Genomic DNA, 15,379 nt, shown 5'->3' with positions numbered 1-15,379 from the left:
AGACCTGACTAGCTGAGGAGGTTCGTGGTGCGGGTCGTACGAGTGGAGCGGTTCGGTGGGCCTGAGGTGCTTGAGGCGGCGGAGGCACCGGCGGGTGAGGCGGGCGCCGGCGAGGTGGTGATCGACGTCGCGGTCGCGGAGGTGCTGTTTCTCGACACGCAACTCCGGGCCGGGTGGGGGCAGGAGTACTTCAAGCTCGACCTGCCCTTTGTCCCAGGCGCCGGTGTCGCCGGGGTGGCGTCCGCGGTCGGTGATGTTGTCAACAATCCTCTCATCGGCCGACGGGTGATCGCCGGTACCGGGCCGGTCGGCACGTACGCCGGAGGTGGATATGCCGAGCAGGCTGTCGTCCCGGTCGATGAGGTGTTTCCGGTGCCTGATGGTCTCGAGCTGAGTACCGCGATAGCCGCGCTGCACGATGGTGCGACTGCGCTGGAGCAGTTGACCCAAGGGCAGGTGCAGTCGGGTGATCGGGTGCTGGTGACGGCGGCCGCGGGCAGTCTCGGGTCCTGGCTGATTCCGTTGCTGTCAGCAACTGGCGCGACGGTGATCGCGGCCGCCCGCGGTGAGCGCAAGCTTCGGTATGCCGAGGAGCTTGGAGCTGATCGGGTTGTTGACTACTCGCTGCCTGGTTGGGCGGATCAGTTGAGCGAGGTCGATGTTGTGTTCGATGGGGCCGGCGGGGCGATCGGCCAGGCGGCGTACGCGGCGACGAGGTCCGGCGGGCGGTTCCTTGGGTACGGCGCGGCCAGTGGCGACTTCACCGCGCCGGATCGGGACGATGTCACGACGGTCGGGATCTTCCGCCCGGAGCCGGCCGAGTCGCGGGAGTTGACCCGTCGGGCGCTCGACGAACTCGCGCGCGGCAAGCTCACACCCACGATCGGCCAGACGTTCCCCTTGGCCGAGGCCGCGGCGGCCCACACAGCCATCCAAAACCGCCACGCCCTCGGCAAAACCCTCCTGCTGACCTAGAACTTCAGCCGCACGATCACAGTGCCAATCGTGCTGGGGGTTCCGCTACGAAAACTTCAGCCGCACGATCACATTGTCGATTGTGCTTGGGGTTCCGCCGTTCTTGTCGTTGTTCGTGGACGTCACCCAGAGACCTCCATCGGGCGTCCGAGTAACGCTCCGCAGCCGCCCCCACCGACCAGAAAACACCGCCTGCGGAGTCCCGACGCCAGTACCGGCCGAGTTGATCTTCGTCACCCAAAGCTGCTGACCCGTGACACCGGCAAGGTAGATCCAGTCGTTGACGATCTCGATCCCACTCGGCCCGGCCTGCGAGGTCGGCCAAGTACGTTTCGGCGCGATGTACCCACCACAGTCGCCAATCGTGCCTTCACACGCCGGCCACCCGTAGTTCCCGCCCTTCTGGATCAAATTCAACTCATCCTGGCTGCTCTCACCGAACTCGGCCGCCCACAACTGACCGCGCGAATCCCACGCCAGCCCTTGCGGATTCCGATGTCCCCAACTCCACACATACCGCGCGTTGCCGCCGCTGCTGTAGAACGGGTTGTCGCTCGACACCGTACCGTCCGCATTCATCCGCAGGATCTTGCCGTTCAGCGAATTCTTGTCCTGCGCATTCCCGGAGTTCTTCGCGTCGCCGACCGTCGCGTACAGCTTCCCGTCCGGCCCGAAGGCGATCCGGCCACCATTGTGATACCGGTTCTTCGCCAGACCGGTCAGCACCGGAGCGGACGTGGTCGCAAGCTGCCCGTTCTCGTACTTCATCCGCACAATACGATTGTCGTTGGCGGCGGTGTGGTAAAGGTACACCCAATGATCGGTCGCGAAGGTCGGCGACAACGCGATCCCGAGCAGACCGCCTTCACCGCTTGTCGTGACCACGCCCGGCACCTTTCCGAGCGTCGTCTTCTGGCCGCTCGCCGTCACCCGCAGGACCTCGAACCGATCCCGCTCCGTCACCAGCGCGGACCCGTCGGGGAGAAATGCCACGCTCCACCCGAGATCAACCTTCGCGATGTCCTTGTCGTACGCCGGAATCCCGCCGGTGCCTCCGCTCGATGTACGTACGGTGACTGGATTACTCGCCGCGGATGCATTGCCGTCAGGGTCACGGGCCTTGACGGTGAACGTGTACTCGGTGTTCGCGGTCAAGCCCGTGACAGTCGTGGTCAACGAACCGGTCGAAGCGACTTTCGCGGAACCCTGGTACACGTCGTACCCGGCGATACTCCCGCTGTTGTCGGTGGACGCGTTCCAGGCAAGGGAAACCGAGTTCGCGGTGGTGCCGGTCGAATGCAAGTTCCCGGGCACGGACGGCGGTGTTGTATCCCCGCTTCCTGGTGTCGTGAAAGTGACGACGTTGCTTTGTTGCGAAGCGTTGCCGGCGGCATCGAAGGCGCCGATCGAGATGTCGTACGAGGTGTTTGCCGTCAACGTGTCGACGGTTGCCGAGAGGACGTTGCCGTCGACAACTTTCAGTACATTGCCGCCGCGGTTGATCTCGTACCGGACCACGCCGACATTGTCGGAAGCGGCGGTCCAGTGGAACGTGGCGGCGTTCGACTTGAGGTCGCTGACGGTCAGATTCCCCGGCGCGGAAGGCGGTGTGGTGTCGTCGCTGGTCGGAGTGACGGTCAGTTTGTCGGCGTTGGGTCCGCCGTCGGCGCTGGTCGCGCGGGCGCGGATCTTGTTGGTACCGGCAACGAGTTGCAGGCGTACGGTCTTGCTCTTCCAGGTCGTCCACGCGCCGGTGCCGGGGAACGTGATGCCGACCGCGCCGGGCTGGCCGTTGACCGTGAAGTCCATCGGCCGGGTCGCCGCGGTGCCGTTCGCGTACCGCAAGCTCACGTCGGCCGGGCCGGCCGGGGCGGTCACTGTCCATTCGATGTACCCGCCGGCGACGTTGTCGTAGTTGACGAAACCGCTGCCGGTGTAGCCGGCGTGGTTCGACTCGACGACACCTTGGGAGATGGTCGCGTCCTCGGCCTGATAGTCGGTGGCGGCGGAGGCGGGTGGTGCGGTGCTGACCGCGGCGAGCGTGAGCGCGACCGCCGCCGCGAGCGAACGGGGTTTCATGGGGTCTCCTGAAATTCCGGGGCGGGGCAGGGGACTGACTGTTAGGAAAGCTTCCTAATGATCGAGTCGTGTGTCAATGGGGTGCCGGATCCGCAGGCCATCACAAGGCCGCCGCCCCCGCCACGGTGAGCGTGGCGGGGGCGGCGGACCTTCGATGGTGATGGCCTGGAGATCCGGGCCATCAGACGGTGGCGAGCACCGCCGGCCGGTAGAGGGTCAGCCCCGACGTCTCGTCGACGACGGCGACCCGGATCGACTCCGGCGTGGTGTTCCGGTGCGGCACGGCGAACACGGCGGTTGCCGCGCGGCCGTCATACCGGGCGACGTAACTCAGATAGCGCCAGTCCTCGTCGTCCCAGTAGTCGTGGATATCGGAGCGCAGTAGCCCGTCAACCGCCCGGTACGCCGGGCTGAGCAGCACCCGCCGTTGGGTCGCGGCGAGCGGTGCGGTGCTGGACGCCGTACCTGCCAGTGGATGACTGAGCCCGATCCGGAATCTGCGGAGCGGGAGCAGCCAGTACCGGTCGAGCTCGGCGGACAGCATCGCGAAGACTGCCGCTTCGGCGACAAGTACCACCAAGCCAGGCCCCGCCGACCACCAGCCTGCAGCGGCCGGAATTGCGACTACAGCGGTTGCCAGTAGCAACAAAGCGCGAGCGATCGCACGGCCGCCAACGGGTTTGGCAGACGCCTTCATACAACCGCAGGACGCTTCCGGTACGACGATCTTCGAGTACACCAGGAAGCCGGTGAACCCAGCCGCCAGCACCGCCGCGGCGATCGCCTCGATGGTCCAGACCGGTGGAAGTAGGAGGGCCAAGGCAACCAACGCCTCGATCCCCGCGACAGTTCGGTACGCTCCGGTCGCCCGCGACTCACCGACCAGCCGGGGGAGCGCCGTACGCTCCGCCTGCTGGGGATCAGCGAACTTCCCGTACGACGACCAGAGCAGGAGCAACCCGATCAGCAGCGGCTGAGCGGCCGCGACTTGTCCGGCACCCATGTCAGTTCGAGGTGTAGATGGTCGCGATGTCGATCTCGTTCGTCCCGGGTCGCCAGGCGCCGATCACCTGGGCGTGCCGACCGACCTTGAGCATCGACAGGTCCGTGACCGCGGGCGTCCCGTTGTACGCGGCCGCGGTGAAACCGGACTGCACATGTCCGACGACCCGTTGACCGTTGTGATCGAGCTGCACACTGCTGCGGCTGATCGACGTGATGCCGACGGTCAGGTTGACGATGTTGATCCAGACTGCTTCGGCGGCAAGGACACCATCGGGCATCAGTACACCGCGCGCGTACAGGCCGTCGCCGATCTTCGCGTCGGCGATCGTTGTCGGACGCAACTTCCAGACGCTGGTCACGCCGGTGAGCTGAATCCGGTGCATCCGGCCGTCAGATCCCTGGACCCGCAAGAGATCCTGGTTCCGGCCGGTGATCAGTCCTTCAGCGAAGTTCGGATCCGGCTGGCCGGCGTCCGGGTATTGCATCCCCGCGGCGAACGCGGTCTCCGGGGCGAGCGAACCCATCGCGGTGGCGGCGACCAAACCGGTCGCGCCGAGGGCGGCCCGGGAGAGCAGGGAACGGCGGTTCATCGTGCTGGTCATCTCAGCTCTCCTCTCAGCCGACGTCGATCGAAGCGGGGATCAGTCCGTTGCTCAGGCTCGCGATCGCGGAGAACGCGGCCGGGGTCAGGTCGATCACCCGGTTGGCGGCGCACGTCCCACCACAGCAGGCGCGTTCACCACAGAACAGGTCGGTCTGCGGACCACAGTCCGCGATCGACGTGACCACCCGTTTCCCGTTGCACAGGTTGGTCGTGGCGTGCTTGAACCCACAGGTACGCCGGGTCATCCCGGTGATCCCGCAGGTGTCCGGGTGGGTGATGGCGTAGCACGCGTCGGACGTGTTCGGCCACGCGTGCTGGAAGTTCCCGGAGTTGCACGTACCGCAGGCACCTTTTCCGGTGCTTGCGCAGGGTCCCCATGCGTTCCCACAGCAGAACCATGAGGCTTCGGCATTGATACCGGCCATGACAAATTCCTCCTAGGCCTAGGGGCGGTAAGACCTACAGAATTCGTTTGTACTCCGATTCGGCGAAATCTCCCAGGGCTCAGCCAAGAAACGGAAACTTTTTGCCTGCCGTTCGCGTCGGTGTCCGCGTGCAGCTGGCCCCGGGCGGTGGGTGCCCAGGGCCAGCCGAAGTGGTTAGTGCTCGGGTGCGGTGTCGTTGCTGAGGCTTTGGCCGCGGAGCAGGAACCAGGCGGCGACGGCGGTGGCCAGCAGTACGACCGCACCGACCCCGGCCGCGGTCGCCACTCCACTCGCGAACGACTGCCGAGCCGCGTCGAGCAGCGCGGCCCCTACTTCAGGCGGCAGCTGCCCGGCGGCCTCAACCGCACCGCCAAGCGACTCGTGCGCCCCAGCCGGCGTACCCGCAGGGCTGGGGAAGTTGCGGTAGATCCCGGTGACGATCGACCCGAGTAGAGCGATTCCCAGTGCCGCACCAAGCTCGTACGCCGTCTCGGACACCGCGCTCGCCGCACCAGCCTGCTCTTTCGGTACAGCGGTCAGGATCACGTCCGCGGTGACAGTGAACGAGAACCCAGCGCCCGCACCGACCAACAACAGTGCCGCACCGAGCAACGGGTATCCAGTAGTCGCGCTGACCGTTGTCAACGCAGCCAACGCCAAGCCGATAGCTGCCAAGCCGCCGGCGACCACCGCCCGTACTGAGAACCGCCGCGCCGCGCGCCCAGCGAGCAGCCCAGCCACAACCGAACCGACCGCTGCGGGCAGCTCGGCCAGGCCAGCCTCCATCGGCCCGCGTCCCTGCACGAGCTGCAGGTACTGCGAGAGGAAGAAGATCAGCCCCGACAGACCGAGCAATGTCAGCAGATCAGCCGCGACCGCACTGCTGAACCCACGGCTGCGGAACAGGCTCAGATCGAGCAGCGGTACCGGCATGCGCAGTTGGCGGCGAACGAACCCGTACAGCCCGAGCGCGCCAATCACACCGGCAACCAGCGGCGCCCAGTCGAAGCCGTGTGCGGCGAACTCCTTGATCGCGTAGACGACGCCGATCATGCCGACCATCGACAGTACGACGCTGGTCAGATCCCAAGGGCCTGGGCTCGGGTTGCGCGACTCGGGCAGCAGCTTGGCGCCGACGATGACCAGCACCGCCATCACGGGCAGGTTGATCAAGAAGACCGAACCCCACCAGAAGTGCTCCAGCAGTACGCCTCCGACGATCGGACCGACCGCCATTCCGGCCGACGCGGCGGCGCCCCAGATACCGATCGCGAGACTGCGCTCGCGCGCGTCGTGGAAGATGTTCCGGATCAACGCGAGCGTCGCGGGCATCAGCGTGGCACCGGCAACACCGAGCAGGGCGCGGGCCGCGATCATGAGCTCGGCGGAGGTCGCGTACGCGTTCAGTACGGACACCGCACCGAACGCGGTCGCACCGATCAACAGGATCCGCTTCCGGCCGATGCGATCGCCAAGACTGCCCATCGACACGAGCAGGCCCGCAAGTACGAACGAGTACGCGTCACCGATCCACAACAACTGCGTACCGGACGGCTTCAGATCCTCGGTCAGGAAGGGCGTCGCCAGGCCGAGTACGGTCGAGTCGACCGCGATCAGCAAGACCGCCAGTACCAGCACTGCCAGCGCCAACCAGCGTCCCGGCCGCGCTACGACCGCGTCGTCCGAGCTGCTGCCTGATCTGTTGTTGTCCGGACTGGTGTTGCCCGGGGTTACTTGCTGCGTCATGTGTCTCTCCGTACGGCACCGCCGAGCAGCAGCTCTGCGATCATGGTGGTGAAGTCATTGCGGGCCAGTCGGCCCTCGGAGATGGACCAGGCGGCGGACACCACGAGCCCGTATACCGCCTCGGCCAGCCAAATCGGACTGAGCTCCAGACGGAACTCGCCGGCCTCCTGCCCACGCCGGAACAGGGCGACCAGATTCGCGTCCAGTCGCGCCCAGCCCTCGTTCTGCTCATCGCCCTCGAACAGCTGGTTCTCGCTGTAGAGGAACGCGAGCAGGCCCGCCGACGGCTCCAGCTCCCGGATCATCCGCCGCACCGCGTCGGCCGCCGAACCTTCCTCGAGCTGCGCCTTCGCCAGTGCGTCCTCGCACTCGGCAATCCCCAAATCCTCCAGCGCCCGAACCAACGCATCCCGCCCGGCAAAGTGCCGATTCAACGTCGCCCGGCTGATCCCAGCCGCCCGTGCCACCTCATCCAGCGTCGCCCCCGACTTCCGCATCAGCAGCCCCGCCGCATCGCGCAAAACCTGCACCCGATCCACAACCATGAGACAACGATACCTCAATTGAGACATCTATGTCTCATTCGAGAGGGTCTCCGCCGTCCTGCGCTGAGCGGTACCGAACGACAGGTAGTGCACCGGCGAGACACCGTACGCAAAGGCGCCGCCACGCTCAGGTGCACTAGGTGGGGATCCACCACTACCTGTCCTTCGGTACCCAGCGAACGCTGCCGGCGGCTGGTGACAAGTAGCTTGTGACGGTCGGGTGGTGGGTGAGGGGGAGTTGTGGAGGCGGACGACGAGCTTCTCGTGCGGTCGCGCGTCACGCCCGCGGCGTTCGAGCCGCTGGTCGAGCGGCTGGGGCCGGCGGTGCACGCGTACTTGGCCCGCCGCGCTCCGTACGCGGCCGATGAACTCCTGGCCGACGTCTGGCTGGCCGCCTTGCGAGTCGGCGCACGTTCGATCCCGACCGCGGTACTGCCCGGACCTGGATCTTCGGGATAGCGCGGCACACGCTCCTCGCGCACTACCGCCGCGTGAGCAAGCAGGACGTACCAACCACCGACCCGACCGCGGGCACCGATTGGTCGGCCGTCGACGCCCGGCTTGATGCGGTCGCGGCGGGCAATGCGCTGCGGGACGCGTTGATGGCGTTGCCCGAGGTTGAGCGTGAGTTGCTGCTGTTGGTGGCGTGGGAGGAGCTCAGTCCGAGCGATGCGGCTCGCGTGCTGGGCATCCCCGCTGGTACGGCGCGCTCCCGCCTCCACCGCGCTCGCGAACGCCTCGGCCAGGTTCATCAAGTACTGGGCGAGAACGAAGGAGGTCCCTAGCCATGACTGACCCATCAAGCCCAGGACGTCATCCAGACGAGGTTGCATCAGGCCGAGAAGATCATCCACGCGAGCCGACGGCAGACCTCGACGGCTGGGACCTTCTCGTCGCGGCGGGCGAGGTCAGCCCAGTACGCCCGGACGTACTCAAAGCAACCCGCGCCGCAGTCCACCGAGCAGCCAAGGAAGAGCGAGCTGTTGTCGTGCCGGTTCGGTCCCGTCGGTTGAAGCGTGGGTACGTTTTCGCGGGTGCGCTTTCTGCGGTCGCTGCGGTTGTCGCCATCGTCGTACTGGTGGACGGATCGTCGTCTGGACCGGTCGCTGGTCCGAGTGCGAGTCCGCGACCGACGGCGCCCGCCAGCTCGCAATCCGGCCGGGCAAGCTGCGTCGTGGGCTACAGCCTGACCACTCTCACCCGTGCTTCCTTTGCGTTCGACGGCACGGTCGAAAGCGTCAAGCCGGTGAACGAAGGGCCGGACGCTCGGTTCGGACGCGTGCAGGTCGCCTTCGCCGTCCACGAGTGGTTCCGCGGCGGTCGCGGGCCGCGGGTGACCATCTCCTTGTTCCCCACCGGCGAGTGGGCGGTACCAGACCTGCGCTACGGCGTAGGCACCAGATTGCTGGTATCAGGCGCGAACCAACGTCAGGGCATACCGATCGGCTGGTCCGGCTGCGGCGGCTTCACCCAGCCGTACACCCCATCGGTAGCCGCCAACTGGAGATCCACCCTCAACCGCTAACTCCCACGCCCCTCGGCCGGCGGTGGTGTGGCGTACGACGGGCGTTGCCAGCTGTGCTTGTAGCTGGAGTTGGCGCAGGTGGGCCGGTCAGGGACGTCGTACGAAGCCGATGTAGTCCGCGTCGGCCGGGCCCGGGCGTGATGTGCCGTCGCGGGTCCAGCCGTGATGCTCGTAGAACCGGATGGCACGAGTGTTGCGTTCCCAGACGTCGACCTCGCCCACGGCGTCGGCGTGGCGTGCGGTGGAGAGGAAGCGTTGCATCAGGGCGCTGCCGACACCGCTCGACCACTGACCAGGCTCGACGAAGATCCCAACCAGCCGGATGCGGGGCTCGTGTGGTGCGTTGGTTGGAAACACTCCGTTGGCATCCAGGGTGAGTACGCCGACGAGGTCACTATTCATGACGGCTACCAGGACGGTGAGTCGGGAATCCGCCACCATCTTTCGCCACGTCTCGCGGTACATGTCGTCAGGAACTGTTGCCACGTGATGGCCGCCGGCGCCGTAGTAGGCGGCTCGGGACCGGGCGTGTAGCTCCGCGAGGGCGTCGCCTTCGCCGGGCATTGCGGCTCGAAGGTGGGTGGGCTCGGTCATGTCAGCTCGCCGGCTTTCTCCTGGTACCGCTGAATCTCCGCGAGCATGAGGGTGGCGACCTGGAGTGGGTCGTGATCATCCACGGTGACGACGATGTCGCCGACGCCACGTTCGGTCATCATGCCGTGCAGTTCGGTGCTGCGGTGCAGGTGCCAGGCCAGTGATTCGCCGGACTCGCGGCGGTGCAACCGTTCGTGTACCCGATCGAGTGGGGCATCCAACCGGAGAATGACGATCAGCGCGCCGGGGAGCGCGTCTTCGTACACGCTGCGTTGGCTGGGATGTTCGACGATGTCGGTGAGCAGTAGCCAACGGGCGCCCCGTTCGGCGAAGTTCGGCCAGATCGCGCTGAGGTTGGTCAAGGCGAGCTGGGTGTGGAACGGGTCATCGGGATCGTCCGGCCACAGCGTACGGAGGCTGTCGAGGTCGATCGCAGCCACGGCCTCGCCCCGCTCAGCCAGCAGTCCGGCGAGAGCCGGCATGCTCGCGCTCTTGCCCACGCCGACGGGGCCGGTGATCACCACGACGACAGGCCTCATGTCAGCCGATCCTCCCAGGTAAGCGGGCGAAGCCAGCTGTAAGTGGACGCTAGCATTGGAGGCTGTATGCGGTATACGATCCATGGAGAGCGGGTTGGGTGAGCGGTCCTATTGGGAGCGGATACACTTGGCGCGTTTGAGGAGGGGAGTATTCCCCTGGGACCGGGCCTTCGGGTGCGGTTCGAGGTGGCAGTGTCGTCATCACGGGAGGCCTGGGCGGCCGAACCGGTGCTGCCGGCCCGGGCTGGGCGCGTACGCGGACCAGTCAGGGTGGAAGAGACCTCCGGACCACGCAGCGGTACGCCGACGTCCGGAGGTTTGTCATGGTTTCCGTCATGTCCCCAGTTGTCTGGGTGCTCACGATCGCCGGGCTGCTCGCGATTGTCGCGTTCGATCTGGTCGTGATCGCGCGCCGGAACCACACCGTGACGATCAAGGACGCGACCCGCTGGGTGCTGTTCTACGTCGGGCTCGCGGGGCTGTTCGCGGTCGGGCTGTTCGTGTTCAGCCCGGGGCAGACCGGCAGTGAGTTCGTTGCCGGGTACATCACCGAGTACAGCCTGAGCGTCGACAACTTGTTCGTGTTCGTGATCATCATGGCGCGGTTCGCCGTACCGTCGCTGGCTCAGGACAAGGTGCTGTACATCGGCATCGTGGTTTCGATGCTGCTCCGCGCGGTGTTCATCCTGGCCGGGGCGGCGGCGATCTCGGCGGCCAGCTGGGTGTTCTACATTTTCGGTGCGTTCCTCGTGTACACGGCGGTGCGGCTCGTACTCGAAGGCGAGAACGACGAAGCCGACTTCCAGGAGAATGCCGGGCTGCGGTTGATGCGCCGTGTCCTTCCGCTGACGCACGACTACGACGGCGCGAACCTGACCACGCGCGTCGACGGGCGCCGGATGCTCACCCCGTTGGTGATCGTGATCGGCGCGATCGGGATGGCGAACGTGATCTTCGCGCTCGACTCGATCCCGGCGATCTTCGGGCTCACCCAGGACGCGTACATCGTGCTGACCGCGAACGCGTTCGCGCTGATGGGCCTGCGGCAGCTGTACTTCCTGATCGGTGGCCTGCTGGAGCGGATCGTCTACCTGAACGTCGGGCTGTCGGTGATTCTCGCGTTCATCGGCGTCAAGCTGATCATCGAGGCGCTGCACGGTTCGCACATCGACGACATCGGCGCGATCCACCTGCCGCACATCGGCATCCTGACGTCGCTCGGGTTCATCGTCGGCACGCTGTTCGTCACCACGGTGGTCAGTCTGGCGAAGTCGGCGCGCGACAACCGCCGCGAGGCGATCCGGGTCAAGATCGACGAGTAGACCGGATCTGCAGATCCGCAGCTCAGGAGGGCACCGACTCGGTGTCGGCTGTGCGCCTGGTGCCGAGGCGCAGGTAGAGGGCGGTGATCGGGGCCAGGATCAGGCCGGAGGTGAGCAGGGCGGCGCGCAGTGACGTACGGCCGAGGGCGCCGAGGGGTGGGCCGCCCGCGACCTGACCGATCGCGTTCGCCTGCGAGACGATCGAGATCACGGTCGCGCGGGACCGCGACTCGACGTGCCGGTTCAGCCAGGCGGACTCGATCGGCATCCGGACCGTGTCGGCGACGGTGCGCAGCCAGAGCGCGGCCAGCGCGAACCACAGGTTGCCGACCAGCGCGAACGTGGTCACGCCGACTACCTGCAGCAGCGCGAGGGTCGCGAGTACGCCGGTGGGATGCGACGACTTCAGCAGGCCGGGTACGAAGCGGGTCAGCGTGAGCGATGTGCCGAGTGAAAGCAACGTGCCGGCCAGGGCGAAGATGGTGAACCAGACGGCCGGGTCGGACGTACCGAACACAGTCGGGAAGGTGAAGGTCAGCAGCTTCACCGACCACAACCGGTCGAACGCTTCGCTGGACAGACCCGCGACCAGGCTGATGATCACCAAGGTGCGTACGACCGGACGCCGCCGCGCCGCGTGCAGACCGCTGCGGAACGTGTCGGCCATCTGCCGGAACGTTTCCCGCTCCTCGCGCGGCGTGCGGTGGAAGTTCTGCTCGCGCATCACCACGTGCAGGACGAGTCCGAGCAAGACCATCCCGGCACCGGACAGGATCATCGGCAACGGCAGGCTGATCAGACCGAGTACGCCGGCCGCGACCGTACCGACGAGGGTGCCGCCGAGCTCGAACTGCTGCGCGCGGACGAACACCCCGGCCGCCCGCTCGGTACCGATCTCGTCGGTGATCCAGGCCTGATCGGCGCCGGAGGTGAAGGTGAAACCGATGCCCCACAGCACCTGCGCGGCGAGGATCGCGAGGAACGCCGGCACCAGCGCCTGAAGCAGGAAGCCGGCGCCGATCAGCACGAAGCCGATGACGAGCGAGAGCCGGCGGCTGTACAGGTCGGCGACGATGCCGGTCGGGATCTCGAACAGGAAGCAGGACAGTTCGAGGACGGTGCCGACGAGGACCATTTGGAGCGGGTTCAGTCCGGCGTCGCGGACGTAGTACACCGCGCTGAGGGTGAAGGACAGTGCGAAGAGAAAGGAGAGCGCGGCGTTGTAGACGTAGTACGTCCGGACGGGCTCGGCGGATCGGTAGAACGCCATGCGAAGGTGCTCCTGAAAGCGGGCGCGGGCAGGACAAAGCGCGACCAGGCAGAACTGGCGCCCCGGGGCGGAGCACTAGCGCGGTCGAACGCTTGGACGTTGCGCACGGCGAGTGCGCTTTCAGGAACTACGACGCATGCCGGACAGAATAGGGCAGACCACGGCGCGTCCGCCGCTCAATATCGCGCGGGCGACTGGGGATCAGAGGTATCATCGAAAGTGCCTGGCCCGGCCGTTCCCCCGTGATGGTCGGGTCAGGTTTTTCTGTCGCCGCCGAGTAGTGCGGCCTGCGACGATGACCTGATGCCGCTTCCGCGTACGCCGCCCCTGGACAGCTTCGGTCTCGACGCCGATCGGCTCGAACCCACCCGTCCCGGGGACGACGAGTCTGTCGGCAACGGCAACTGGCATCTGTGGACGCGCGGCGGCGAGCACCTGATCCTGCGGCGGTATCACCTGCTGCACACCGAGGTAGATCTGCGATTCGAGCGCGCGGTGCTCGATCACCTTGATGCACGCGGTTGGTGCGTACCGGGGGTGGTTGCCGGTCCTGTTCGGTACGAGGAGCGGCTCTGGGCGGTCACGCGTTTCGTACCCGGGCAACCGCACCGCGACGAGACCGTGGCGCAGCAGCATGAACGTGGTGCGATCCTCGCCCGCTTGCATGCCGATCTGCGTTCGCTCGATCTCGATGCCGGTACGCGGCCGGGGTTCTTTCCGGCGGCGGATCTGGACGCGATGGGGGAGTTCCAAGGCTGGGATCGCGGCATCGAACTGCTCGCTGCGCAGCGCCCCGATCTCGCCGAACGGTCGGTGCGCGCGATGGCGTACGCGAAGGAGCTTGTCGTCGAGCATGCGCTTCTGGACCTGCCGCGGACCGTCGTGCATGGCGACTTCGCCAGCTGGAACCTGCACTTCGACGAGACCGGACGGTTCGCCGGCGTGATCGACTTCGACCTGTGTCATCCGGACAGCCGCGCCTGGGAGCTCGTGATTGCCCGGGTCGATCGTGCGCCGGAGCTGGTTGCCGGGTACCAGGCGGCGACTGTGAATCCGCTGACCGAGCATGAGCTGGCCGCGATCGAGCCGCTGCAGGTCGTGCTGCGGGTGCTGATGGTGATGGCCGAACTCTGGACCGCCCAACAGAGCGGCACCTTCAACGAACCGATGATCGTCCGCCAGCTCGACCGAACCTAGTTTGTGAACCCACCACGCGTTTTCGCGGCTGCGGATACACGGTAGGTACACAAAGTGGGACTGGTTAGGGCTGCCTAACCTTTGTTGTGTAGGGTCGGCGGTTGTGAAGAAGCTGATGGGAATCGTCGTGGCGTCGGCCTTGCTTTTGGTGGCTGGGTGTGGTGGCGGAGACACGAAGAGTGCCGACACCGGGGTCGGGGACAAGGAAGTCGCGACCGGTGGGCGGCTGTTCAAGACCGCCGACGCCGAGACCGCGAAACTTGGCTCGGACGCGGCGCCTGGGGCGTTCCCGCGGACCGTCAAGGACGCGATCGGTTCGGTGCAGCTCGAGAAGAAGCCGGCGCGGGTCGTCGTACTGGACAGTGGCGAGCTCGATGACGTACTCGCCCTCGGGATCACGCCGGTCGGGATGGCGACGACGGCGGGGCAGAACGGCGTCCCTTCGTACCTGGCGGACAGGGCGCAGGGCATCAAGACGGTCGGCGGGATCAGCGAGCTGAACCTCGAGGCGATCGCCCAGCTCAAACCGGACCTGATCCTCGGCAGCAAACTCCGCGCGAAAGACCTGTACCCGAAACTCAGCGCGATCGCGCCGACCGTGTTCAGCATCCGGCCCGGGTTCCCGTGGAAGGAGAACTTCCTCCTGGTCGCGGACGCGCTCGGGGAGGAAACCAAGGCCACCGAGGTCCTGAACGACTACCAGAAGCGCGCCGACGAGGTGAAGTCGAAGGTGCAGGGGTCGCCGACGATCTCGCTGGTGCGCTTCCGGCCGGGGGAGATCCGGCTGTACGGGAACCTGTCCTTCATCGGCGTGATCCTGAAGGACGTCGGGTTGCCGCGACCGAAGCTCCAGGACGTGCAAGATCTTGCCGTCGAGGTCTCCCAGGAGAACATCGGGCAGGCAGCCGGCGACCGGATCTTCTACTCCAGCTACGGAAAGCCCGACACCACTGACGAAACCAAGGTGGTGAACGGAAACCTGTGGAAGACGATCCCGGCGGTCAAGTCGGGCAACTCGGCGCGAGTGGACGACGAGGTCTGGTTCCTGGGCCTGGGCCCGATCGGCGCAATGTCAGTCCTCAACGACCTGCAAAAACTACTCGCCGAAAAGGGCTGACAGCCAGAAGACGCGTACGGAGTACATCCCGTGCTCCCACCACCCCTGGCTCAGCGCTGTGCATCTAGGTTCCGGCTGGCGCCGGGGGGTTGGGCGCTGAGCGCGGGCTCGACGGCTGGCTGGGTGTTCCTGGAGCGGGCGGACGGCCGGTTGATGCGTGCGGTGGCCCGTCCCGCTTGTTGTGCATGCTGTGTGAGCGGACCGGCGGACCGGCGGACGGTGCATCCCCGCGTGCTCAAGCGCGCTCTTCATCCTGCGTGCTCAACTGGTTGGTGAATTGTGTGTACGGGCGACCCGCGTGCTGTGTTCGTTGCTGTGCTGGATATCCACCCGGGTTGTGGGTTCTCCACTCGTGTACCGGTGGAGAACCCACAACCCGGGTGGATATCCACCGGCGCGGGGGTTACAGGCCTAGGCGGGTGGTGATTTGGCTGAG

The 15,379-nt window shown here is 66.4% G+C and carries 16 protein-coding genes; 7 read left to right on the top strand and 9 right to left on the bottom strand.

Annotated features, from left to right (window positions below; genetic code table 11):
• Nucleotides 1-27: 27 nt before the first annotated feature.
• A complete protein-coding gene (locus ABD260_RS30175) occupies nt 28-975 on the top strand; it encodes a zinc-binding dehydrogenase (RefSeq protein ID WP_344238952.1) in 948 nt (315 codons plus the stop codon).
• Nucleotides 976-1,020: 45 nt separating this feature from the next.
• On the opposite strand, the gene ABD260_RS30170 is transcribed toward ABD260_RS30175, so the two are convergent.
• The 6 genes from ABD260_RS30170 to ABD260_RS30145 form a co-directional block, all read right to left on the bottom strand.
• The gene (locus tag ABD260_RS30170; protein ID WP_344238950.1) at nt 1,021-3,054 is read right to left on the bottom strand and encodes a PQQ-dependent sugar dehydrogenase; all 2,034 of its coding nucleotides are present in this window, start codon (nt 3,052-3,054) and stop codon (nt 1,021-1,023) included.
• 181 nt (nt 3,055-3,235) lie between these two features.
• Nucleotides 3,236-4,057 carry a MauE/DoxX family redox-associated membrane protein gene (locus ABD260_RS30165; protein ID WP_344238948.1) on the bottom strand — a complete coding sequence of 274 codons (822 nt, stop codon included), beginning with the start codon at nt 4,055-4,057 and terminating at the stop codon, nt 3,236-3,238.
• Between the two features lies 1 nt (nt 4,058).
• Nucleotides 4,059-4,661, bottom strand: a complete 603-nt coding sequence (locus ABD260_RS30160) for a cell wall protein (protein WP_344238946.1) — start codon at nt 4,659-4,661, stop codon at nt 4,059-4,061.
• Between the two features lie 13 nt (nt 4,662-4,674).
• A complete protein-coding gene (locus ABD260_RS30155) occupies nt 4,675-5,088 on the bottom strand; it encodes an RlpA-like double-psi beta-barrel domain-containing protein (RefSeq protein WP_184834674.1) in 414 nt (137 codons plus the stop codon).
• A 174-nt stretch (nt 5,089-5,262) separates the two neighbouring features.
• On the bottom strand, nt 5,263-6,834 hold the full coding sequence (locus ABD260_RS30150; protein ID WP_344238943.1) for an MFS transporter: 1,572 nt from the start codon (nt 6,832-6,834) through the stop codon (nt 5,263-5,265).
• Nucleotides 6,831-7,379: a TetR/AcrR family transcriptional regulator gene (locus tag ABD260_RS30145; RefSeq protein ID WP_344238941.1), complete on the bottom strand. Its 549-nt coding sequence runs from the start codon at nt 7,377-7,379 to the stop codon at nt 6,831-6,833. The genes ABD260_RS30150 and ABD260_RS30145 overlap by 4 nt, the downstream gene beginning before the upstream one ends.
• 240 nt (nt 7,380-7,619) lie before the next feature.
• On the opposite strand from ABD260_RS30145, the gene ABD260_RS30140 reads away from it, so the two are divergent.
• The 3 genes from ABD260_RS30140 to ABD260_RS30130 are packed head-to-tail and all read left to right on the top strand — an operon-like array spanning nt 7,620 to nt 8,904.
• A complete protein-coding gene (locus ABD260_RS30140; RefSeq protein WP_344238939.1) occupies nt 7,620-7,838 on the top strand; it encodes an RNA polymerase sigma factor in 219 nt (72 codons plus the stop codon).
• Nucleotides 7,763-8,164 (top strand): RNA polymerase sigma factor, encoded by a 402-nt coding sequence (locus tag ABD260_RS30135; RefSeq protein WP_344239187.1) that lies wholly within the window; start codon nt 7,763-7,765, stop codon nt 8,162-8,164. Before ABD260_RS30140 ends, ABD260_RS30135 begins: the two co-directional genes overlap by 76 nt.
• A 2-nt stretch (nt 8,165-8,166) precedes the next feature.
• The gene (locus ABD260_RS30130; RefSeq protein WP_344238937.1) at nt 8,167-8,904 is read left to right on the top strand and encodes a hypothetical protein; all 738 of its coding nucleotides are present in this window, start codon (nt 8,167-8,169) and stop codon (nt 8,902-8,904) included.
• Nucleotides 8,905-8,991: 87 nt separating this feature from the next.
• On the opposite strand, the gene ABD260_RS30125 is transcribed toward ABD260_RS30130, so the two are convergent.
• The gene (locus ABD260_RS30125) at nt 8,992-9,498 is read right to left on the bottom strand and encodes a GNAT family N-acetyltransferase (RefSeq protein WP_344238935.1); all 507 of its coding nucleotides are present in this window, start codon (nt 9,496-9,498) and stop codon (nt 8,992-8,994) included.
• The gene (locus ABD260_RS30120) at nt 9,495-10,037 is read right to left on the bottom strand and encodes an ATP-binding protein (RefSeq protein WP_344238933.1); all 543 of its coding nucleotides are present in this window, start codon (nt 10,035-10,037) and stop codon (nt 9,495-9,497) included. The genes ABD260_RS30125 and ABD260_RS30120 overlap by 4 nt, the downstream gene beginning before the upstream one ends.
• Nucleotides 10,038-10,372: 335 nt before the next feature.
• On the opposite strand from ABD260_RS30120, the gene ABD260_RS30115 reads away from it, so the two are divergent.
• Nucleotides 10,373-11,359, top strand: a complete 987-nt coding sequence (locus ABD260_RS30115; protein WP_344238931.1) for a TerC/Alx family metal homeostasis membrane protein — start codon at nt 10,373-10,375, stop codon at nt 11,357-11,359.
• A gap of 22 nt (nt 11,360-11,381) precedes the next feature.
• Here ABD260_RS30115 and ABD260_RS30110 read toward each other — a convergent pair whose 3' ends face one another.
• Nucleotides 11,382-12,629, bottom strand: a complete 1,248-nt coding sequence (locus tag ABD260_RS30110) for an MFS transporter (protein ID WP_344238929.1) — start codon at nt 12,627-12,629, stop codon at nt 11,382-11,384.
• Between the two features lie 303 nt (nt 12,630-12,932).
• Between ABD260_RS30110 and ABD260_RS30105 the strand changes: the two genes are divergently transcribed.
• Together ABD260_RS30105 and ABD260_RS30100 are read left to right on the top strand one after the other, a co-directional pair.
• Nucleotides 12,933-13,826: a phosphotransferase enzyme family protein gene (locus ABD260_RS30105; RefSeq protein WP_344238927.1), complete on the top strand. Its 894-nt coding sequence runs from the start codon at nt 12,933-12,935 to the stop codon at nt 13,824-13,826.
• 103 nt (nt 13,827-13,929) lie between these two features.
• Nucleotides 13,930-14,943: an ABC transporter substrate-binding protein gene (locus ABD260_RS30100; protein ID WP_344238925.1), complete on the top strand. Its 1,014-nt coding sequence runs from the start codon at nt 13,930-13,932 to the stop codon at nt 14,941-14,943.
• Nucleotides 14,944-15,379: the final 436 nt, after the last annotated feature.

The sequence above is a fragment of the Kribbella hippodromi genome, from assembly GCF_039531045.1.
Taxonomy (GTDB): domain Bacteria; phylum Actinomycetota; class Actinomycetes; order Propionibacteriales; family Kribbellaceae; genus Kribbella; species Kribbella hippodromi.
This window is presented reverse-complemented; position numbering and strand designations above follow the sequence as displayed.

Excerpts from the sequence above, each read along its gene's own strand:
- ABD260_RS30170 (WP_344238950.1), bottom strand. The coding sequence starts at position 3,054 with ATGAAACCCCGTTCGCTCGCGGCGGCGGTCGCGCTCACGCTCGCCGCG.
- ABD260_RS30165 (WP_344238948.1), bottom strand. The coding sequence starts at position 4,057 with ATGGGTGCCGGACAAGTCGCGGCCGCTCAGCCGCTGCTGATCGGGTTG.
- ABD260_RS30160 (WP_344238946.1), bottom strand. The coding sequence starts at position 4,661 with ATGACCAGCACGATGAACCGCCGTTCCCTGCTCTCCCGGGCCGCCCTC.
- ABD260_RS30155 (WP_184834674.1), bottom strand. The coding sequence starts at position 5,088 with ATGGCCGGTATCAATGCCGAAGCCTCATGGTTCTGCTGTGGGAACGCA.
- ABD260_RS30150 (WP_344238943.1), bottom strand. The coding sequence starts at position 6,834 with ATGACGCAGCAAGTAACCCCGGGCAACACCAGTCCGGACAACAACAGA.
- ABD260_RS30145 (WP_344238941.1), bottom strand. The coding sequence starts at position 7,379 with ATGGTTGTGGATCGGGTGCAGGTTTTGCGCGATGCGGCGGGGCTGCTG.
- ABD260_RS30130 (WP_344238937.1), top strand. The coding sequence starts at position 8,167 with ATGACTGACCCATCAAGCCCAGGACGTCATCCAGACGAGGTTGCATCA.
- ABD260_RS30125 (WP_344238935.1), bottom strand. The coding sequence starts at position 9,498 with ATGACCGAGCCCACCCACCTTCGAGCCGCAATGCCCGGCGAAGGCGAC.
- ABD260_RS30120 (WP_344238933.1), bottom strand. The coding sequence starts at position 10,037 with ATGAGGCCTGTCGTCGTGGTGATCACCGGCCCCGTCGGCGTGGGCAAG.
- ABD260_RS30115 (WP_344238931.1), top strand. The coding sequence starts at position 10,373 with ATGTCCCCAGTTGTCTGGGTGCTCACGATCGCCGGGCTGCTCGCGATT.
- ABD260_RS30110 (WP_344238929.1), bottom strand. The coding sequence starts at position 12,629 with ATGGCGTTCTACCGATCCGCCGAGCCCGTCCGGACGTACTACGTCTAC.
- ABD260_RS30105 (WP_344238927.1), top strand. The coding sequence starts at position 12,933 with ATGCCGCTTCCGCGTACGCCGCCCCTGGACAGCTTCGGTCTCGACGCC.